This window comes from Kribbella sp. NPDC004536 (assembly GCF_042873835.1).
In the GTDB taxonomy this organism is placed as follows: Bacteria; Actinomycetota; Actinomycetes; order Propionibacteriales; family Kribbellaceae; genus Kribbella.
In genome coordinates, this window is record NZ_JBIALY010000002.1 from 12,986 (window position 1) to 30,859 (window position 17,874).

22 protein-coding genes are annotated in these 17,874 nt (G+C 66.1%); 9 read left to right on the forward strand and 13 right to left on the reverse strand.

All coding sequences use genetic code 11. The features are described 5' to 3' along the window. Positions 1-12: 12 nt before the first annotated feature. Positions 13-249, reverse strand: a complete 237-nt coding sequence (locus ACFYRU_RS14985) for a hypothetical protein (protein WP_387658184.1) — start codon at positions 247-249, stop codon at positions 13-15. A gap of 643 nt (positions 250-892) precedes the next feature. On the opposite strand from ACFYRU_RS14985, the gene ACFYRU_RS14990 reads away from it, so the two are divergent. Continuing rightward, complete coding sequence (locus ACFYRU_RS14990; protein ID WP_387658187.1) at positions 893-1,126, forward strand: hypothetical protein; 234 nt, start codon at positions 893-895, stop codon at positions 1,124-1,126. A 64-nt stretch (positions 1,127-1,190) separates the two neighbouring features. On the opposite strand, the gene ACFYRU_RS14995 is transcribed toward ACFYRU_RS14990, so the two are convergent. From ACFYRU_RS14995 to ACFYRU_RS15005, 3 genes are read right to left on the reverse strand one after another with little or no spacing between them, the layout of a single operon-like run. Beyond that, on the reverse strand, positions 1,191-1,640 hold the full coding sequence (locus ACFYRU_RS14995) for a deaminase (RefSeq protein WP_387658190.1): 450 nt from the start codon (positions 1,638-1,640) through the stop codon (positions 1,191-1,193). After that, entirely contained in the window at positions 1,633-2,322 is a 690-nt protein-coding gene (locus tag ACFYRU_RS15000) for a RibD family protein (protein WP_387658193.1), read from the reverse strand. The genes ACFYRU_RS14995 and ACFYRU_RS15000 overlap by 8 nt, the downstream gene beginning before the upstream one ends. Continuing rightward, complete coding sequence (locus ACFYRU_RS15005) at positions 2,315-3,256, reverse strand: hypothetical protein (protein ID WP_387658196.1); 942 nt, start codon at positions 3,254-3,256, stop codon at positions 2,315-2,317. Before ACFYRU_RS15005 ends, ACFYRU_RS15000 begins: the two co-directional genes overlap by 8 nt. Positions 3,257-3,505: 249 nt before the next feature. Between ACFYRU_RS15005 and ACFYRU_RS15010 the strand changes: the two genes are divergently transcribed. Continuing rightward, positions 3,506-4,564, forward strand: coding sequence for a radical SAM protein (locus ACFYRU_RS15010; protein ID WP_387658197.1), 1,059 nt, complete (start codon positions 3,506-3,508; stop codon positions 4,562-4,564). 1 nt (position 4,565) lies between these two features. Then, positions 4,566-5,102: a class IV adenylate cyclase gene (locus tag ACFYRU_RS15015; RefSeq protein ID WP_387658200.1), complete on the forward strand. Its 537-nt coding sequence runs from the start codon at positions 4,566-4,568 to the stop codon at positions 5,100-5,102. Between the two features lie 48 nt (positions 5,103-5,150). Here ACFYRU_RS15015 and ACFYRU_RS15020 read toward each other — a convergent pair whose 3' ends face one another. Both ACFYRU_RS15020 and ACFYRU_RS15025 read right to left on the reverse strand, forming a co-directional pair. After that, a complete protein-coding gene (locus tag ACFYRU_RS15020; RefSeq protein ID WP_387658203.1) occupies positions 5,151-6,146 on the reverse strand; it encodes a hypothetical protein in 996 nt (331 codons plus the stop codon). A 716-nt stretch (positions 6,147-6,862) separates the two neighbouring features. Further along, positions 6,863-7,093: a hypothetical protein gene (locus ACFYRU_RS15025; RefSeq protein WP_387658205.1), complete on the reverse strand. Its 231-nt coding sequence runs from the start codon at positions 7,091-7,093 to the stop codon at positions 6,863-6,865. A 179-nt stretch (positions 7,094-7,272) separates the two neighbouring features. Between ACFYRU_RS15025 and ACFYRU_RS15030 the strand changes: the two genes are divergently transcribed. Further along, positions 7,273-7,923 (forward strand): hypothetical protein, encoded by a 651-nt coding sequence (locus ACFYRU_RS15030; protein WP_387658207.1) that lies wholly within the window; start codon positions 7,273-7,275, stop codon positions 7,921-7,923. Between the two features lie 73 nt (positions 7,924-7,996). Here the strand turns inward: ACFYRU_RS15030 and ACFYRU_RS15035 are convergent, their stop codons facing one another. The 3 genes from ACFYRU_RS15035 to ACFYRU_RS15045 all read right to left on the reverse strand — a co-directional run bounded on the left by ACFYRU_RS15035 (position 7,997) and on the right by ACFYRU_RS15045 (position 9,419). Next, the gene (locus tag ACFYRU_RS15035; protein WP_387658210.1) at positions 7,997-8,632 is read right to left on the reverse strand and encodes a hypothetical protein; all 636 of its coding nucleotides are present in this window, start codon (positions 8,630-8,632) and stop codon (positions 7,997-7,999) included. Continuing rightward, positions 8,629-8,979 carry a hypothetical protein gene (locus ACFYRU_RS15040; RefSeq protein ID WP_387658213.1) on the reverse strand — a complete coding sequence of 117 codons (351 nt, stop codon included), beginning with the start codon at positions 8,977-8,979 and terminating at the stop codon, positions 8,629-8,631. The genes ACFYRU_RS15035 and ACFYRU_RS15040 overlap by 4 nt, the downstream gene beginning before the upstream one ends. Before the next feature lie 83 nt (positions 8,980-9,062). After that, positions 9,063-9,419 carry a hypothetical protein gene (locus tag ACFYRU_RS15045; protein ID WP_387658215.1) on the reverse strand — a complete coding sequence of 119 codons (357 nt, stop codon included), beginning with the start codon at positions 9,417-9,419 and terminating at the stop codon, positions 9,063-9,065. Between the two features lie 219 nt (positions 9,420-9,638). Here ACFYRU_RS15045 and ACFYRU_RS15050 point away from each other — a divergent pair, with 219 nt between their 5' ends. Continuing rightward, positions 9,639-9,884, forward strand: coding sequence for a hypothetical protein (locus ACFYRU_RS15050; RefSeq protein WP_387658218.1), 246 nt, complete (start codon positions 9,639-9,641; stop codon positions 9,882-9,884). A 212-nt stretch (positions 9,885-10,096) separates the two neighbouring features. On the opposite strand, the gene ACFYRU_RS15055 is transcribed toward ACFYRU_RS15050, so the two are convergent. Further along, positions 10,097-11,227: an epoxide hydrolase family protein gene (locus tag ACFYRU_RS15055; protein ID WP_387658221.1), complete on the reverse strand. Its 1,131-nt coding sequence runs from the start codon at positions 11,225-11,227 to the stop codon at positions 10,097-10,099. Between the two features lie 54 nt (positions 11,228-11,281). Between ACFYRU_RS15055 and ACFYRU_RS15060 the strand changes: the two genes are divergently transcribed. Then, positions 11,282-12,292 (forward strand): helix-turn-helix transcriptional regulator, encoded by a 1,011-nt coding sequence (locus ACFYRU_RS15060; RefSeq protein WP_387658224.1) that lies wholly within the window; start codon positions 11,282-11,284, stop codon positions 12,290-12,292. A 54-nt stretch (positions 12,293-12,346) separates the two neighbouring features. Here the strand turns inward: ACFYRU_RS15060 and ACFYRU_RS15065 are convergent, their stop codons facing one another. Together ACFYRU_RS15065 and ACFYRU_RS15070 are read right to left on the reverse strand one after the other, a co-directional pair. Then, a complete protein-coding gene (locus ACFYRU_RS15065; protein WP_387658226.1) occupies positions 12,347-12,991 on the reverse strand; it encodes a response regulator in 645 nt (214 codons plus the stop codon). Then, positions 12,988-14,952 (reverse strand): histidine kinase, encoded by a 1,965-nt coding sequence (locus tag ACFYRU_RS15070; protein WP_387658228.1) that lies wholly within the window; start codon positions 14,950-14,952, stop codon positions 12,988-12,990. The genes ACFYRU_RS15065 and ACFYRU_RS15070 overlap by 4 nt, the downstream gene beginning before the upstream one ends. Positions 14,953-15,106: 154 nt before the next feature. Between ACFYRU_RS15070 and ACFYRU_RS15075 the strand changes: the two genes are divergently transcribed. The 3 genes from ACFYRU_RS15075 (at position 15,107) to ACFYRU_RS15085 (ending at position 17,021) form a co-directional block, all read left to right on the forward strand. After that, positions 15,107-15,451, forward strand: a complete 345-nt coding sequence (locus tag ACFYRU_RS15075; RefSeq protein ID WP_387658230.1) for a hypothetical protein — start codon at positions 15,107-15,109, stop codon at positions 15,449-15,451. Continuing rightward, entirely contained in the window at positions 15,448-16,134 is a 687-nt protein-coding gene (locus tag ACFYRU_RS15080) for a hypothetical protein (protein WP_387658232.1), read from the forward strand. The genes ACFYRU_RS15075 and ACFYRU_RS15080 overlap by 4 nt, the downstream gene beginning before the upstream one ends. Positions 16,135-16,199: 65 nt before the next feature. After that, positions 16,200-17,021: a methyltransferase domain-containing protein gene (locus ACFYRU_RS15085; protein ID WP_387658234.1), complete on the forward strand. Its 822-nt coding sequence runs from the start codon at positions 16,200-16,202 to the stop codon at positions 17,019-17,021. Here the strand turns inward: ACFYRU_RS15085 and ACFYRU_RS15090 are convergent. Continuing rightward, the gene (locus ACFYRU_RS15090) at positions 16,947-17,867 is read right to left on the reverse strand and encodes a DMT family transporter (protein WP_387658236.1); all 921 of its coding nucleotides are present in this window, start codon (positions 17,865-17,867) and stop codon (positions 16,947-16,949) included. The genes ACFYRU_RS15085 and ACFYRU_RS15090 overlap by 75 nt on opposite strands. Positions 17,868-17,874: the final 7 nt, after the last annotated feature.

Genomic DNA, 17,874 nt, shown 5'->3' on the forward strand with positions numbered 1-17,874 from the left:
GATCTGTTCTGCTCACTCAAAATTGAAGGCTGCCCGGATCACTTGCATCAGTTCGAGCGCGCCGGCTTCGTCAATCTGAATCGACTGACTGCTCTTCGGCTTGGACTGCCTCTCATCAGATCCAAACGTCGTCAGGTGAAGGAGCTTACTGCCGTCGTCTGTTGTCACGATCTGATAGCAGCAGTCCACCTCAGTCGGGTGTGCCTTGACCGACTGAGTGCCTTCGCTGAATGAACGCACTTTCGCCACTGACCGTCCCCTGAGCTGCTCGATCGGTATGGTGCGGACTGGATCCTAGACAACCGATCGTGAGTCGTCGAGCCCCCGGGGATGTCAGAGACCTCGACTGTGAGGGGAGCCGATGCCGCTGTCCATCCGGCAGGGTGATGCGGTGTCGTCCGGGCGGCGTGCCGTCGTCCCCGTTGCTCGAGTCTCCGCATGTGCAGATGGCTGACCGCAGATGGCCACCCGTCGCGCGGGTCGCTGCAGGAGGTGCTGTACTCGGGTGCGGATGGGCTCCGGGTGGACGGTACGACGGATAAGCTAGGTGCGATCTGGCTGCGGGATGGTATTGACCGCGAGGCCGAGGTAACTAGAACGGCCTCAGGCCGGCAGCCACACGACAGCATGCTGCCACAAGCGTGTCGGGGCTTCAGCGGAGCTATGCTGCCGCTAATGTCATGAGTATCGCCGCTGAGGTATTCCATGTGCCCCGAAATCTCGAGCGAGATATGTCGGGTGGTCCTAGCCTCGCGATCTCTTCTGGCCTTGATGGCTCGCGGACCTCTTAATACCGCTTCCTCAACTCTGGTCCATCGTCCTGTTGCCGTGTAACTACCGGTGGGGCGTGCTGGGCCGTCCAGTCAGCGTTGCCTCAGAGTTTGGAGAACACATGATTGACCTGACGCGTGTCCGCGCGAGGTGGGGGAGGAATCCCCACTACGTGAACGTGGATCTCGCCCGCAGCGAAATCGGCTATCTGGAGCTGAACCACTTGGGCGAGGTCGTTCGGGTGGTGGTCCATGATTCGACGAACGAGGAGCATCGCATCTACCTCGATGAGATTCATCGTCTAGCCGAGGCGTTCGTCGGTGCGGCCGCTGCCTGCGCATCGCTGAGGCGATAGGCGTCGGCTCTAGGGCTAGGGACGTAAGTGTCTGTGTAAATCAAAGGGGCTCGATGCGGAGGCCTCACCCGAGCAGATTGGCGTTGACCTCCCTGACCTCGTCGGCGAGGTCGGGGAGTTCGATGACTTCGAGATTCGCGGCCGTTAAGAGCTCGACGCCCTCGCAGTCGACGAAGATTGAGGGTTCTCGCCAGGCTAGGACGACGCGGGGTATGCCGGCGGCCAAGATCAGCTCGGTGCAGGTTCGTGGGCGGGAGGCTCGTTTGCTGCACGGCTCGAGGCTGGTGTAGATGGTGGCCTCGCGGAGGCGAGGATCATTTGTGGCGACCTTGGTGAGCGCGATTTCTTCGGCGTGGTCGTGGGGGTCCGTCTCACGGGAGTAGCCGGTGGCCATGACTTGGCCTTCGCGACTTACGATGACGGCGCCCACGCAGAACGCCGTGGCTGAGGGTGGGCACGAGCGCGACAGGTCGATGGCCTGCATGAGCCAGTACCGGTCGTCTCGGTCAGGCATTAGAGACGTCCTTCGGAAGGTAGCGGAGGAGGACGACGTCTCCGATTTGCTTGACCTCGGTCAGGGCCATGCGATTGGACGGGTTCTGAGGGAACTGAGCATCGCTGACGAAGCGCGGCGCGTTGCTGTTGCCTACGAAGAACGGGGCGATGACCAGGTGGATCTCGTCCGCGAGGCCGGCGGAGAGGAACTGCGTGTGCATCGTGCCGCCGCCCTCGACCATTAGTCGCTTCACGCCACGCTGAGCGAGGTCGCGCAGGATGAATCCGAGATCGACCGCTGGCCCGGCATCGACGACGTGGCTCACGGCTCCGACAGCAGCGATGGCCGTTTCGACGGCAGACGTCGGAACGTAAACGACCTTGTCGACCTCACCAGTCGAGAAGAACTTCGAGGACGGATCGAGGCCGCCGCCGGCGCTGATCGTGACCTTGATCGGTGACTCCGTCAGGCCTGCCTCTACGCGTCGCTTGCGGCGGTCGTCGGATCGGACGAGAAGGCGAGGATTGTCTCGGCGGATGGTATTGGCGCCAACGAGGATTGCGTCGACCCCGGCCCGCACATCGTCGACTCGGTCGAAGTCCTCGTCGTTGGAAAGGAGCAGCCGCTCGTCGGTGGTGTCGTCTATGTACCCGTCGATGGACGCCGCGACGGACAACAGGACGTACGGGCGATCAGGCAAGTGATTCTCCTTGGTCTGTGTGGATGACCTCGTCGAGCATGTCAACGAAATCATCCGTCATCTGTTCGACGTCGACCGCGCTGACCCCGGGATCCAGGTGCGCACATTGGTCCAGGGTGACCAGACTGCGTGGCGGCATCCAGGAGGTCAATGCGGGGTTGCGATGTAGCTGCTGGTGGACGACCTGTGCTGTGCCGCCGCTGGCCCCGTACGGGAGCAGACGTTTCCCCATTGCCATAGCCAGATCGGCTTCGGCGCGAGTACCTTCGCCGCCGCCGACGAGCACGACATACTCGGCATCTGCGATGACATTCCGGCGACCGAAGATCGCTACAGCTCCCCGTAGCCCGGGTGGTTGGTAATGATCGGCGACATGGGTCATTACTTCGATCCCGATGCCGATCGGTCCGTGATTTACTCGCAGACGCCTCACCATGACGAGTCTGGCCAGCGCGCGTACCGCGGCGTCCATCGCGTTGGCGTTGACGTGAGCTGCGCGACTTCCACAGATTGCGATCCTGACGCTCGTGAGATCGGAGCCGTCGAGCCGACGTCGATCTGGGTCGCCCGCAGCACGCGCCTCTGATGTCGACATCTCGCGCTCGTCTCGAACTGAGGACACCAGAGCGTCGGCAGGAGCGAGGCCCATCAAGATCCGTGCGCTGTCAGGTAGCCGGAGTCCTTCGGCGATCCGGGTAAGGACGCCGATGTCCGAGACCTGACCGTGACGTGTGCCGCGAATCCAGTTCGACACGTCAGACCGGTCGTGCTCGGTGAGCAGTGCTAGCTGCGTCTGGGTGCAGTCGTCGAACGCGTCCAAGTAGCTTCGGAACAGCGCCCCGATGTCCCGCCGCGCGAGTGCCGTCTGAACCTGGTTGCCACGCCAGAACGACGGTGGAACCGTGTCGGGATCAAAGACCTTCCGACGGGTCACCTGGCTCGCCCTTTCGTGACCTCCACATACCGAGGGTAGCGGGATGACGCCATCCCGTGGACTGGTACCACGGATTGGGTCGATTTCCCTTGGCGGCTGCCTACTCAAGCATGAGTCACCGACTTCCCACGCTGACTCTGAGGGGCGATCGACATGAGAAGCACATACGCGGCGGTAGACGCCAGTCGAGGACCGGCGTCCACCGTCCTCGGCTCTGATCCCAGAACTGGCCTCCCAGTCCGTCTGTCGATGGACCGCACGTTGAGACTGAAGGTGATCGATGCATGTGGGATGACCTGTACCTTCTGCCATAACGAGGGGACGCCGGTCGTCGCAGACAACCTGGGGCAGGCGCCCGGCGAGATGACAGCAGCTGGTCGATCTGGCCGGGTCTCGATCTATCTCGGTACCAACGGCGCCAAGTTCCTGCCGGCGACTGTCGCTCCCGACTCGAGCCTCGCCGCTACGTTGGAGATGCTGCGCAACGCGCTTCACGTCGACGAATTGCACCTCACCGGCGGGGAGCCGACGCTGCACCCGAAGCTCTCTGAGATCGTCGCGCTCGGAGTGCGCGCCGGATACAAAGTCTGCGCGACGTCAAACGGCGAGAACGGTGCGCGGGCGCTCCCGGCCTGCGGAGAAGCTGGGCTCGATCGGGTCAACTTTTCGATCTTCGGGACGACAGCAACCGAGTTGGCACAGGTGCAGCACGGGAAGTACGCGAACATCGGGCGTGCGGAACGAAAGATTCAAGCACTACAGGACGCGATTCGAGTGGCCATTGCGCACGGCATTGGGGCGAGTGCGAACATCGTCGTTCCCGACATCACCCACGTGCCGCGGGTTCACAGGCTGCTAACCGAGTACGTGCCAGGCATCTCTGTCCGGTTGCTCAACTCGCTCGACGACGGTGAAAGGTCGATCGACGCCATCCACAAGCTGCTGGGCGAGCTCAAGGCTCGACCGATCGGCATCAGCGTGACCGCAGGCGCGTCGGGGTGGAGGACCGCGTACCGCCTGCCATCGGGAAGAGTCGTGTACTTCAAACAGATCCGACCGGTGCGCCTGCCTCAGACCTGCGCCGGTTGCCGCTTCAACAACGGCACCGATTGTGAGGAGGGCTACTACGGCGTACGGCTCTATCGAGATCGTGAGGGGACATTTCAGGTTGGCGTCTGCATTCAACGCATGGATCTCTGCCTTCCTGTGGAAGAGTTCGTTCGCAGCGAGTTGCTCGAAGAGATTCGAGCACTGCGGGAGACCGAGTTTCGGAAGCTGGCGGCGAAGTACGGCGCCGAGGGAGAGTGAGATGCCGATCGAGTTCGAGGCCAAGGTGCTGGACGTCGAGCCGGATGAGGTGGCGCACAAGATCCTCTCGCTGGGCGGGCGGCACATCGGATCTCGGTTGATGAGGCGCTATGTCTACGACATCCGGACGGGGGACGAATCACGGTGGATCCGGTTGCGCGATACCGGGGCTGACGTGACGTTGACCGTGAAGGAGATCACCCACGACGGGATCGACGGTACGACGGAGACCGAGGTAGTGGTCGGAAACTTCGAGACCACTAACGAGTTGCTGCGCCGCATCGGATTCGAGCCGAAGTCGTATCAGGAGAATCGGCGGACCAGTTTCGAGCTTGCTGGTGCTCAACTGGAGCTCGACTGGTGGCCCCGGATTCCGCCGTACCTCGAGATCGAGGGGCGTTCGCTTGAACACGTTGTTGAGGTCGGTCTCATGTTGGGTTTCTCCGCCGAAGATCTCACCGGCGAGAACACCACGAAGGTGTATGCCCGCTACGGGATCGATCTGAGCGCGATCTCAGACCTGCGCTTCACTGACTGACAGTCGATTGGGGTCTGTCCTGCTTCCAGGAATCCCGTTCAGTGCGGCTCAGCAGGTCGACTGCGCCGGAGCGACCGTCGCGTCGCCGCTGTCCGGATCGACCAAGACCGGAACGGCTTGTCCGATGCGCAGTTGGGCGGCTGCCTGTTGGGTCATGGAGATTTGGCCGGTGTCGCCGCGGGTACTTTGCCAGGTGATGTCCCACTGCGCGACCGCGGTGACTGAGTACTTGCAGTTGGGCAGTTTGGTTGAGGTCCTGGTGTACCTGTGGCCGCAGGTGGGGGAGTCCTTCACGCCCATCGACTTGTCGTACGGCGTTCCGGGCCCTTCACAACGGATCGTTTTGCCGTCGCCCATGGACCAATTGACTGCCTTGACTCGTGCGGTCGCGGTAACCGACAGCCCGGGTACACCCGCACTCCGCACGATCGGTCCCCAGGTGTTCTCGCTCTTGATCACCCACAACCACACCGGCATGTTCACCAGCCCGATCTGGCCAGCACCGGGAGCGGTCTTGATCAGCGGAGGCGCGAGCTGCATTTCGGTGATGGCCTGATAGGCCAATGTCACGGGGTCAACCACCACCGTGTCCGGCCTGCCGGGCAGCCATACCCATGTGGTCACGATGTGCTTGCCCTGGTCGTAGCCTTGTTCGCGAGTGCACGCCCAGATACTTCCGTCCGTGTGGCCCTGCCAGCGGTAGTCACCGGGTGGCGGTTGTGGGACCTCGCGCCGCAGGTAGCACTGCTGGCTGTTTGACCAGTTGCCGAGCGACGACGTGCAGGCCTGGGCTCCGCCTTGGAACAGACATGTCGGTTTCTGCGTGGTCTGTGGGTGCTTGGTTCTTGGCTTGCCCTTATTCTCGTGCTTGTGCTCGCCTGGGAGATTGGCGATTAGCACCAGGGTGAGTTGACCGGTGTCAGGATCCGTAATCCATTTGTAGCCTGGCGGGGCAGGTCGGGCGAGAGCGGATCCCGCCAGCATGGACGAGATAGCCAGTCCGGTAATGATCATGGCGAGAGCCGACTTGGAGGCTTTCAACATGACCCTGCAGCTTTCTCTTCGACCAGGAACCACATCTTTTGGCCTGTCGCGCCGGGGGCGTAGACGAATCGCGCGTTGACTCCGTGCTTGCCGCCACCGACTGTGGTTGCAACTGGCACCGGTTTTCCGGTTGTCCGATACCGCATCTGCACTCCGGTGCCGTCAATGCAGGTCCTGAGGACGACCGTCGGCTGGGCAGGAGTCAGATCAACCGAGCTCGGCGCAGTGGAAATGATCTTGCTTGTGCCAGTCTGGTACAGCCCGTTTCGTGTGAAAAAGTCGAGGCGCTCGAGAATTGACTCGAGCCAGGCGCCGCCGTTACCGGCCGCTTCGAGGACTGCGCTCCGGACACCCTCTGGGCTCTGGAGTGCTTTCCCGACTGCGGCGCGGGCGGTGCGGTATCGGGCTTCGGCGCCAGTGATGGCGGCCTGCTCGTCCGCAGTCCAGGCTTGGGTTGACGAGGCCGTCGGAGTCGGACTAGGGGTGGTGGAAGTCGAGACAGGGGTGGTGTTGGGCCGGCCGGCTTCGGGGGAGCCGTTGCAGGCGGTCAGCAGGGTGAGGGTGCTGAGCGTCGCTGCGGCGGTCAGTAGCGGTCGGCGGGGCATGTGGTGGGGCTCCGTTCTCGTGTGCTGGTGGTGTAAGGGTTGCATACGGAGGGTGTTCGTGACGGTGGGTTATCCACAGCTTGCAGGTTCCTGCAGTCCGCCGGGGCGGGGTCAGGCAGGGCGGCGCTTGAGCCGGGCGAGAGCAATGGTGTGCGTGACGCTATGCGCGAGGCGGACGACGGCACCTGGTACGACGCAGTTTTCATTACTCGGCCACGTCGCGGTGTCGAGGCGGATTCCGACTCCGACAGTCCGCCGTTCGAGGGTGGTGGGACGCCGGATCTGCTTGAGGACGATCAGCGCGCGAACCCACGCGACGCCGTAAACCTTCGAACCTGGCATCCATCCAGCCGTCGGCTTCAAGATGATTGATGACGCCGGCTGCAGGGGGTTTCGATGCGGTTCACGATGGATGGTGAGCAGTTCGACCTGACCGCCGATCAGGTGCGAGCGCGGCTCGCGTCGTACGAGCCAGACGATATCGGCAGCATTGGGTAGAAGTCGATGGTCGGCGGTGGCCGGTGAAGCAGGCATTGGCGATCGCCACTGGAGTCGACAAGAGGCGGTTCGTGTCCACGACGGCTACGCATCACCTACGCCGCCTGGGGTTCCTCACCAGCGAGGATGGTGGCCGGCGATCATCGACGTACGAAGGAACCGCAGCGCGGAAGCAAGTACTTGATCCGGCGACGCTGCCGCGCCTGGATCAGGTCAACCTGCCAGTTTCGTTTGTCTGGCTCGATGCCGGCCAAATCACGCTTGATAGGCGGGGTTTGCCGAGCTTTCCTCGCCTGCCGAGCATGCCGGGTCTGTATCGGTTCGACTTCGGATCAGTGGACGGCACGCGAGTTCGCGTCTATGTCGGTGAGTCGGAGGATCTTGCCAGGCGGGCGCGGAACTACCGGAACGCGAACTCGGCTCGCTCCACCCAGCAGACGAGTCGGAGGATTCACACCGAGTTGGTCAGCCATCTGTCCAATGGAGGACGGGTCCATTTTGCAATCAGCACAGACGTCACTCTTGGCGTCGGCGGCGCCGCAGACCTTCGATGGAAGTCAGCCCGGCGCTTGGCTGAGAATGCAGCTGTCTCGCTTCCCCAACTCGACACCAGCCTCGGTGTGTTGAATATCGACACTGATCTCGAATCCTCCCTGAAGGACAAGGACGAGTAGGCCGAACCGCTCACATCCTGGTTGTTCAACACTATCGATAGCTGGTCGGCGAAGCGCGGGTCGCTGCAGGTGATCAGAGCTCACGGGCGGGCGTCTGGTTGGTTCGGTGTTGAGCGGGTTGTTCGGGTGACAGTTGCGGCCTGGTCTTGGTAGCGCCGCTTGCGGGCGCGACGTTGGAGGCTGCGGCTAGGGCTTTGCGGAGGTCGGGTGGGAGGGGGAGGCGGGGCGGGCCGGTTGGTTCGGCGGCGCCCCGTTGGAAGGTAGGGCGGTAGTTGGGGAGGTGGGCGAGTTCAGGTACCGGCTGGCCGATCTCGCGGCGTAGACGGGCGCCGGCGACCTCGAAAGGGCGGTTGTTCCCGCGGGGCTCGAAGCAGATGGCCTCGCGGTAGGGGAGACCGCCGTCATTGGCCTCGAACTCGCGATAGAGCAGGCGATGCGACGGACCGAGATCGTGGTTGTAGCGGGACTCGACAATGACCGGAACCTTGAGCTCGGCGAGATCCCGGAGGTCGTGGTGCTCCGGCGAGTATCCCAGCCGCTTGCTGCCGTACTCGTCTTCGCGTCCTTCCGCCAGGGCCAGGAGACCGAGCTTCAGGGCGCGGAGTTCACGACCACGCAGGCTGTCGGGACGCGACGCGGCGGCGTGCTCGAGCATTGCCAGCTTCCGGCGTAGCTCGGCATCGATCAGGATGCGGAACGGCCTTGTCATTTCTTCGGCAGGTCCGAGTCGTTGATCGGCTCGTCGAGATCCCAGCCGATCTCGGCGGCCACGTCCTCCAGTGGCACGGACGGTTCGTCGTCCGCGAGTCGCTCGCGCGCGGCGTCGTACACGTGATCGAACTCTTCGGTATCGGCTGCCAGTGCGGCGAGACGGCGGAACGCGTCCCAGGAGATGAAGGCGCCCTCAGGCTGACCCGCGTCGCCGACGACGAAAGGCCCGTTCTCGCCCGAGCGGAATCGCTCGAGCATTTGCGGGAGTTGGTCGGCGGCGGCCGCGGTGTCGATCACCCAGATGCGCTCGCCGTTGCTGAAGATGTAGGGAGTCTCTTCGCTCATTGGTTCCCCTCCGGTGAGATTCTCATCAGGATAGGAGTTCCGCGGCGGCGCGGGTTGGAGTTATCCACAGGCTCAGGACTGCGTTACTTCGGTTTGAATTCGGATTCGTCGATGGGCTCATCGAGGTCCCAGCCGAGCTCGGCGGCTACTTGTTCGATGGGGATCGAAAGGCCGCTCGGGTTCTTCAGACGGTTACGGATGAGGGAGTAGCTGGAGTCGAAGCCTTCGTCGTCCGTGGCTGCCTCGGTGAGAGCACGCCAGACTTCGAAGGGGACGATCGCGGCTTCAGGTTGACCCGCTGCGCCGAAGAAGAGCGGTTCGGCAGCGCCGGAGCGGTAGAAGGCGAGGAGGCCTTGCAGGTTCTTCGACGCTTCGGAGGGCGAGATGACCCAGACGGCGGTCCCGTCCGGAAGCAGGTATGACGTCTCGTCGGGGTCCATGGATGGTCCTTCCGGTGGGTGGCGTCGTCATCAGAATAGGAGTTCGATGTGATCTGTGCTGGCAGTCATCCACAGGGGGCCTTGGGCAACGACGGGAGTGGCGGATCGGTGAGGGGCATTGGGTTGAGGCTCGGGTGGTGCCTGGGGATGGGGCGGATGAGAAGCGGTGTGTGAAGGCGGTTCGGCAAACTCGCCGATGAGGATTTGCCTACACAGGATGTGATCGAGACGCCGGGTGGGTTGGCGCAGGATGATGGGTCGATTGCGATCGCCGTGGCGTTGGTGGGGGCTGGTGGGGTGGTTCCGACGCTGGTCGCTGTGTTCCGGGACTGGATTCAGCGGCGGAAGAATCCGGGGAAGATTGTGGTGACGCTGGGGGCGGACTCGATCGAGATGGAGCGGCCGACGTTCGACGAGCGGGTCGAGTTACTCGCGGCGTTTTTGAACCGGCATCAAGCGAAGTAGCCGCACGCCTCTGGATCGGGATCAGGAGAGAAGCGGGCGGAGACGTTCTTCCGGCGGCGGGCGTACCGGGCGGTGCATGAGGTGGCGGCCGGACCTCGCTGCTCCCGCAGTCGGTCAGGAGTGCGACGGAACTGCCCAAAGGAGCCCGGGTGCGCAAGCACTCCGGGCTCCCTGACATGTACGGCGGGGGTATGCGAACCGGGGCCAGTGACCTACAGGTTGTGGAAGAAGGTGCGGAGGTCTGTGGTTACGTCGGCCGGGCGTTCCAGGGCGGCGAAGTGGCCGCCTTCCTTGAAGTTGGACCAGTGGACGATGTTGGAGTTGTCGCGCTCGGCCAGGGGCCGGATGGTCTTGAAGTCGTCGGCGAAGACGGCGACGCCGGTGCGGGCGTGGTTGACGGCCGGTTCGGTGCCGGCGTGAGCCTCTTCGTAGTGGTAGCGGCCGGCGGCGGCTGAGGTGTTGGTGAACCAGTACAGGGAGACCTCGGTCAGGATCTGGTCGCGGGTGACCAGGCTGGTGCCGTTGCCGAAGCTGTTGAACAGTTCGTTCCAGGCGAGCTGGCCGACGGGGGAGTCGGAGATGCCGACGGCAACGGTCTGCGGGCGGGTCGAGTTGATCGCGTTGTACCCGCCGACCGACTGGAACCACTTCAGGTGCTCGAGCGCCGCGTAGTCCTCGGGCGTGAAGTTCTCGAACTCGGCCGGGTCGCCCGACGGGAACGAGAACAGCTGCAGGACGTGCAGGCCGAGGAAGCCGGACGGGTTCAGGAGGCCGAGTTCGCGGGCCACCATCGCGCCGCCGTCCGACCCGTGCGCGCCGTACGAGTCGTACCCGAGCCGCCGCATCAGCGTGTCGAAGGTGCGCGCCACCCGGGCCATCGTCCAGCCGCGGTCGACCAGCGGGGTGCTGAACCCGAAGCCGGGGATCGACGGTACGACGACCGAGAACGCGTCCTCGGGCGAGCCGCCGTGCGCCTCGGGGTCGGTGAGCGGGTCGATCATGTCGAGGAAGTCGACGAACGAACCCGGGTACGTGTGGGTGAGCAGCAGCGGGGTGGCGCCCTCGACCTTGGACGGTACGTGGATGAAGTGCACGGTCTGCCCGTCGATCTCGGTCAGGTAGTGCGGGAACTCGTTCATCCGGGCCTCCTGCGCCCGCCAGTCGAACCCGTTCTGCCAGTGGTCGACCATGTCCCGGAGGTAGTGGTTCGGGGTGCCGTAGTCCCAGTTGTCGCCGGGCGCGGCCTCCGGGAGCCGGGTCCGCGCGAGGCGGGCGTTCAGGTCGTCCAGGTCGGCCTGGTCGATCGTGACGGTGAAGGGCCGGATGCTCTCGTTCGTGTTCATGGCTCTACCGTAGAATCCGTATAGGAACATTAGATTCCTAATTAGGAGACTGATTTGCTGGAGACTTCGCAGCGCCTTTTGAGCCTCCTCGCGTTGCTCCAGACCCGCCCGGCCTGGACCGGTGCCGAGCTGGCCGAACGGCTCGAGGTGACGACCCGGACCGTACGCAACGACATCGACCGGCTGCGCGAGCTCGGGTACCCGGTCGACGCGACCCGCGGGCCGGCCGGTCACTATCAGCTCGGTGTCGGCGCGAAGCTCCCGCCGCTGCTGCTCGACGACGAGGAGGCGGTCGCGGTCGCGGTCGGGCTGCGTACCGGCGCCGGTGTGGTCGGGATGGCCGAGAGCAGCGTCCGTGCCCTGACCAAGCTCGAACAGGTCCTCCCGCACCGGCTGCAGCGCCAGGTCAAGGCGATCAGCAACGCGATGGACAAGGGCCTCGACAACACCCGGTCGAACGTCGATCCGCCCGAGATCGACACGGTCCTGTTGTCGACGATCGCCGCCTGTATCCGCGACGAGCACTACCTCCGGTTCGAGTACGCCGTACCGGCGGACGACTCGCTCTACAAGGCCGGCTCGAGTACGACGCAGGACCTGCCGATTCTGGTGGAGCCGTACCGGCTGGTCAGCTGGCACGGGTACTGGCACCTCGTCGCGCGGGACGAGCAGGGCGGCTGGCACACGTACCGGGTCGACTGGATGTCGTTGCGGATGGCAACTGGTCGGCGGTACCAGCCGCGGCCGATGAAGGACGACGAGTACGCGGACTTCGTACTGCGCGACGTCGCGTCGGCCGGCTGGAAGGTGCATGCCCGGATCACGGTGTACGCGCCCGCGCAGGAGGTCCTGTCCCGGATCCACGCGGCCGTCGGCATCGTCGAGTCGGTCGACGACAACACCAGCGTGCTGGTGACCGGCGCCGACTCCTACGAGCTGATCGCGGTCTACATCGGCATGCTCGGCCTCGACTTCCGCGTCGACGGCCCGCCAGGTCTCGTCGCCCATCTACGGACCGTCGGCAATCGCTACCTCGACGCGATCGGCGTGCGGAAGGACGGGTAGTGGTGGGTCGATCGGCCACAACCAGGCAGGCGGCGCGGTGGGAGGGACGGAGGACTACCCGTCCTTCGGTACGCCGAGGCCGGCGTTGCGGGCTTGGATGATGGCGGCGGCCCGGTCGGCGGTGCCGAGTTTGGTGAAGATGGTGGAGACGTTGTTGGCCACGGTTTTCGGTGCCAGGTCGAGGCGGGTGGCGATCGCCTGGTTGGAGAGGCCGGCGGCGAGGTGGTCGAGGATCTCGCGTTCACGGGTGGTGAGTTCGGGGAACGGGTCGGTGGGCGGTGGGGCGGCGAAGAACGTGAGGACGCGGCGGGCGACGCCGGGACCGAAGATGGCCTCGCCGGCGGCGACGGCGCGGATCGCGCGGGCGATCTCCTCCTGCTCCGCGCCCTTCACCAGGTAGCCGCGGGCGCCGGCGCGCATCGCGGCGAAGACCGAGTCGTCGTCCTCGAACATGGTCAGCACGAGTACGGCGACCTCCGGCGCGGACCGGGCCAGCTCGCGGGTTGCGGCGAAACCGTCGAGGTCCGGCATCTGCAGATCGAGGACGGCGACGTCGGGGCGGGTGGTGACCACCTCGCGTACGGCCTCGCGTCCGGTGGAGGCGACGCCGACCACCTCGATACCGGGCAGCGAACTCAGCAGCGCTGCCAGCCCGGCGCGTACCACCGGGTGATCGTCAGCCAGCACAACCCGAATCACCGCACCTCCCCGGTGGCTACGAGGGGGAACTGGGCTTTCACAAGACCGCCTGTGGCCGTCGGGCCGGCCTGGAAGGCACCGCCTAGTTCGGCTGCTCGTTCTTGCATGGCTTGTAGTCCTACTCCGGGATGCCAGTCGTCGGTCGGTGGACCGTCGTCGGCGACCTCGATCACCAGGTCGGTCGCGCAGTGCAGGGTGAGTACGGCGGAGGTGGCGCGGGAGTGCCGTACGACATTGGTCAGCGCCTCCGTCGCGATCCGGTACGCCGCCACCTCGAGTGCGGCCGGAAGTGTCGGCAGTCCGTCGGTGGCGACCGAGACGCGGATCGCGCTGCCGTCGGCGCGGAACGTCAGTTGGTCGGCGCGTTGCTGGAGCGCGCCGATGAGCCCGAGCTCGTCCAGTGCAGGCGGACGCAGATCGTCGACCAGCCGGCGTACGTCGGTGATCGCCGCGCGGGTGTCCGCGCGCAAGCGGGCGAGCAACTCGACGGCTCGGGGTGTGTCGGTCCTGATGAGGTTGGCCGCTGCGTCGGCGGAGAACGCGACCCCTGTCAGCGTCGGGCCCAGGCCGTCGTGAAGGTCGCGGCGCAGCCGTCGTCGCTCCTCCTCGCGAGCCGACACCAGCTTCTCCCGCGACGCCTGCAGTTCCGCGGACAGCCGGGTCGCGTGTACTGCGGCGGCGAGCGGTACTCCGACCAGTCCGAGCACGCTGCGATCCGCCGCCGACAACCCCGACTCACCCGACCGGACGCCGACCTCGAGCACCCCGACCACCTCTCCACCGTAGGACAACTCGAGACGTACGACGGGAGGCCCGGCGGCTCCTGATGCGGTGACGACACCGTCGATGACCAAGCCGACGTACGGTAGGCGTAACCCGGAACGGATGGCTGCCACCACGCCTGGTAGGCCTGCCGAGAGCTGTTCGCCCACGCGAGAGGCGACGCGAGCCGGATCGTTGCGATCCCCGTACAGGGCGCGGTCCACCAACTGCTGGAGCCGCGGCAGTACCGGCGCGATGACCAGCGCGACGACGACCGTCACCGCGGCGGAGCGGCCGACCTGCGACGCGATCAGCGAGTCGAGGATGGCGACCAACGCCGCGTAGATGCCGATGGCAACCAGTGAGAGCAGCGCCCAGGTCAACGCGCGCGACACGACCAGCCGGATGTCCAGGAGTTGATACCGCACGATCGCCACGGCGACCGAGATCGGGATCAGCGGAATCGCCAGCAGGACCAGGATCGGCGTACCGGCGACGAACGCCCACGGGGTGACGAAGAGCAGCGCGATCACCGATGCCAGCAGCAACCACAGCAGTTGCCGGCGGCCCGTTTCGTCGGCGCGGCGGTAGCGGATCGCGAGGCAGACCAGGGCGATCAGGATCGCGACGATGTTGCGTACCTCGGTCGCGGTCCAGAGCGGCTGCAGACTGTCGTAGCTCCGGATCGTCAACAATCCTCGGGGCAGACCGGGGGAGACCGGCGCGCCTTCGCCGGCCATCTCCAGCACGAACAGCGGTGCCGTCGCGATGATCCCGATCGCGGCCCATCGCCAGCGCGGTGACAGCAGCCGGCCGTCCGGGAACAGCAGCAGCGCGAGCGGCAGGAACAGCCCGATCGACCACGGCCAGGCGGCCAGCGAGATCGTCACCAGTACCTGCTGGGCGAGCTGCCCGTGCACCACATGCGCCAGCGCGTCGGCGAACGGCGTGGTCGCGTGCCCGATCCCGTCGGCGAGGAACAGCCAGCCGATCGGGTTGGCCGGCCGGTGCCAGGCGATGACCGCGCCGCAGAGGCCGAACGTCAGGCCCATCAGCCCGTTCGTCACGACGAAGTTGTCGACAAGTTGCCGCCAGCCCCAGCCGATCGAGATGCCGTACGCGACCGCGAACACCACCTCGACGACGACCAGCGCGGCGAGCGCGCCGGCCAGGCCGCGGCGGTTCCGGGACGTGGTCATACCGGAAGTGTGCGCCCAGAACCTTCCCGGCGTCTCGGGATCAGGATCCCGGATCGGGCGGGGAACCGCCCGCACCTGCAGGACCCGGACCCCAGGCGCGCGGCAGCTGCCGGCGGCGACGGTGGTGCGGCAACCACACCAAGGGGGTAGGGAGATGTACAAATTCGGGCTGGTACTGCTCGGGCTGCTCGCACTCGCCGACGTCGCCACGCCGCTCACCACCGACGGGGACCACCCGCCGATGAGCATCGCGATCGGATCCGCGGTCGTCGGGCTGATCAGCCTGGTGCTGGTCGGGTTCGCGTGGCGCGGGAAGCGCTGGGCGCTCGCGCCGCTGATCACGCTCCGCCTGGCGTCGGCGCTGCTTGCCGTACCGGCGTTCTTCGCCGACGGCGTACCCACGGCCGCCGTTGTCGCGGCCGGTATCGGGGTCGCCGCGACAGTCGTCGGCGTGATCGCCGTACTGCTGCCGAAGCGCGAGTTGGCGGGTGCTCGATGACCGAGACGATCAGTCGTCCGACGCCCCGTGCGGACATCCGGCCGGTCTGGCGGTGGACGGCGGCGGCGATCCTGCCGATCGGGCCCGCGGCGGTCGCGCTGCTGCGGTTCCTGCTGCCGTACAACACCGCCGACGACGCGCCGACCATCGTCACCAAGATTGTCGGCAATCTGGATCGCAGTTCGTTGGTGCTCTGGCTCGCGTACGTCGCGATCCTCACGCTGGTTCCCGGTGCGTACTTCGTCGGCCGGTTGACCCGTCGTGGCGCGCCGTGGCTCACCGGAATCGCCTTGTCCCTGATGATTCCGGGGTACCTGTCGCTGCCGTGGACCGCGTCCAGCGACGCGTTCACGTGGTCGGCGGGGACGGCCGGTCTCGACCCGGCGTCGATCACGAAGGTCGCCGAGGCCACGCACGGATCGACGGACCTGGCCGGTCTCGTCTTCGTCGCCGGGCACCTGCTCGGCACCGTGCTGCTCGGCATCGCGATGTGGCGCTCCGGCGTCGGCGGCCGGTGGGCCGCGGTGGCGGTCGCGATCTCGCAGCCGCTGCACCTGACCGCGGTCATCATCAGCAGCCACCCGCTCGATCTGGTCGGGTGGGGACTGCAGGCAGCCGGATTCGCCGCGGTGGGGTGGGCGATTGTCCGATTGTCGAACGACGACTGGCAGCCGCTGCGCTGACCCGGACCTGGGCCTGTCCGGCGCTACGCTCGGCGTACCGAGGCGTACTGAAGGGGGAGATCGGTATGACCGAGACAACGGGCGGGCCCGGGTTCGTCACCGAGCGCGGGAGTTTCCGCGCCGCGCATGTCGCCGACCAGAACGTCGAGCGGCAGGCGTTCGTACTGGATCAGATGGCCGGGCGTCCCGCCGTACGGACGTTGAAGGCGTGGGCGCTCGAACAGCTGGCGCCGGCGCGCGGGGAGACGGCAGTCGACGTCGGGTCGGGTACGGGCGAGGACGTGCTCGCGTTCGCGGCGTACGGCGCTCACGGGATCGGCGTCGAGCCCAGCCCGGGACTCCGGGCCGAGGCGACACGACGCGCGGCCGGGGCCGAGATCGAGTTCGTCGAGGGGCAGGCCGAGGCGCTGCCCTTCGGGGACGCGTCGGTCGACGTACTGCGGTGCGAGCGGGTCCTGCAGCACGTCGACGATCCGGCGAAAGCGGTCACGGAGCTGGCCCGGGTACTGCGGCCCGGCGGGCGGATCGTGCTGATCGACACGGACTGGGCCACGGCGATCATCCATCCGGCCGATCCCGACGTACTGCAGCGGATGTTCGGCTACTTCCGCGGCGAGACCGCCAACCCGTACTCGGGCCGGCAGCTCCGCGGGCTGCTCGCCGAGGCCGGCCTCGAGATCACCGGCGAGACAGCCGCGACGTGGATCGAGCCGCAGGAAGGCGCCACCACCGGCTTCGTCGGCATGATGCACACGACCGCGGCGCGGGCCGGCGTGATCACCGACGCCGAGGCGGAGGCGTTCACCAAGACGCTAGGAGACGCGGCTGAGCGCGGCGCCTTCCACATGTCCCTCACGATGTACGCCGTCAGCGCGCGCAAGCCGTGACCGGCGCGGCCACTGCACGACGAGCACCGCCGACAGTACGAACGCACCGCCCAGCCACTGCGTCGCCGTGAGGTGCTCGCCGAAGACGGCGGCAGCGGAGACGACCGTGACGACCGGCTCGAAGATCGAGAGGATCGACGCCACCGACGGACCGACCCGCGCCATGCCCGCGAAGAAGAACAGGATCGCGGCGACCGTACTGATCAACGCGACGGCCGCGAGCCACAGCCAGCCGATCGGCGCGAACGAGAAGTCGGTGCCGCCGCGCAGGAATCCCAATAAGACAAAGGTTCCGAACGCGCCGGTGCAGACCAGCGCGGTGAGTGCGAGCGGCGGTACGTCGACCGAGTCGCCGACCAGGATGTACCCGGTGTAAACGATTGGTGCGCCCAACGCCAGCAGTACGCCGGACCAGTCGAACTGCCCGGACAACGCGCCGCTCAGCACCAGGCCGATGCCGAGCAGTGCGACCACCAGCGCCGCGACCCGTCGGCGCGAGACGGGCTCGCGACGGAGGGCGATCGACGTTCCCATCACGAGAACCGGGTACAGGTAGAGGATCAGCGCGACCAGCGACGCGTCGATCCGGGCGAGCGCGGAGAAGTAGAACGTCGACTGAGCGGCGTACCCGAAGGCGCCCATGGCGAGGCCGACGACCACGGCCCGGCGGGGCAGTTCGCGCAGCGCGCCACGGGCGAGGGCGATGCCGAGCAGCAGTACGGCGGCCAGCCCGAAGCGGACCAGCAGCAGCGCGTCGACGGTCACGCCCGCGTCGTACGCGAGCTTGCCGAACACGGCCATGACCCCGAAGGCGGCGGCGGAAAGAAGGCAGAAGAGGCGTCCCACGTCATCG

What these genes read in the sequence shown, in the direction of transcription:
- ACFYRU_RS15015 (WP_387658200.1), top strand. Translation starts at nt 4,566, where the DNA reads ATGCCGATCGAGTTCGAGGCCAAGGTGCTGGACGTCGAGCCGGATGAG.
- ACFYRU_RS15045 (WP_387658215.1), bottom strand. Translation starts at nt 9,419, where the DNA reads ATGGACCCCGACGAGACGTCATACCTGCTTCCGGACGGGACCGCCGTC.
- ACFYRU_RS15020 (WP_387658203.1), bottom strand. Translation starts at nt 6,146, where the DNA reads ATGTTGAAAGCCTCCAAGTCGGCTCTCGCCATGATCATTACCGGACTG.
- ACFYRU_RS15035 (WP_387658210.1), bottom strand. Translation starts at nt 8,632, where the DNA reads ATGACAAGGCCGTTCCGCATCCTGATCGATGCCGAGCTACGCCGGAAG.
- ACFYRU_RS15080 (WP_387658232.1), top strand. Translation starts at nt 15,448, where the DNA reads ATGACCGAGACGATCAGTCGTCCGACGCCCCGTGCGGACATCCGGCCG.
- ACFYRU_RS15075 (WP_387658230.1), top strand. Translation starts at nt 15,107, where the DNA reads ATGTACAAATTCGGGCTGGTACTGCTCGGGCTGCTCGCACTCGCCGAC.
- ACFYRU_RS14990 (WP_387658187.1), top strand. Translation starts at nt 893, where the DNA reads ATGATTGACCTGACGCGTGTCCGCGCGAGGTGGGGGAGGAATCCCCAC.
- ACFYRU_RS15085 (WP_387658234.1), top strand. Translation starts at nt 16,200, where the DNA reads ATGACCGAGACAACGGGCGGGCCCGGGTTCGTCACCGAGCGCGGGAGT.
- ACFYRU_RS15010 (WP_387658197.1), top strand. Translation starts at nt 3,506, where the DNA reads ATGGACCGCACGTTGAGACTGAAGGTGATCGATGCATGTGGGATGACC.
- ACFYRU_RS15025 (WP_387658205.1), bottom strand. Translation starts at nt 7,093, where the DNA reads ATGCCAGGTTCGAAGGTTTACGGCGTCGCGTGGGTTCGCGCGCTGATC.
- ACFYRU_RS14995 (WP_387658190.1), bottom strand. Translation starts at nt 1,640, where the DNA reads ATGCCTGACCGAGACGACCGGTACTGGCTCATGCAGGCCATCGACCTG.
- ACFYRU_RS15055 (WP_387658221.1), bottom strand. Translation starts at nt 11,227, where the DNA reads ATGAACACGAACGAGAGCATCCGGCCCTTCACCGTCACGATCGACCAG.
- ACFYRU_RS15040 (WP_387658213.1), bottom strand. Translation starts at nt 8,979, where the DNA reads ATGAGCGAAGAGACTCCCTACATCTTCAGCAACGGCGAGCGCATCTGG.
- ACFYRU_RS15070 (WP_387658228.1), bottom strand. Translation starts at nt 14,952, where the DNA reads ATGACCACGTCCCGGAACCGCCGCGGCCTGGCCGGCGCGCTCGCCGCG.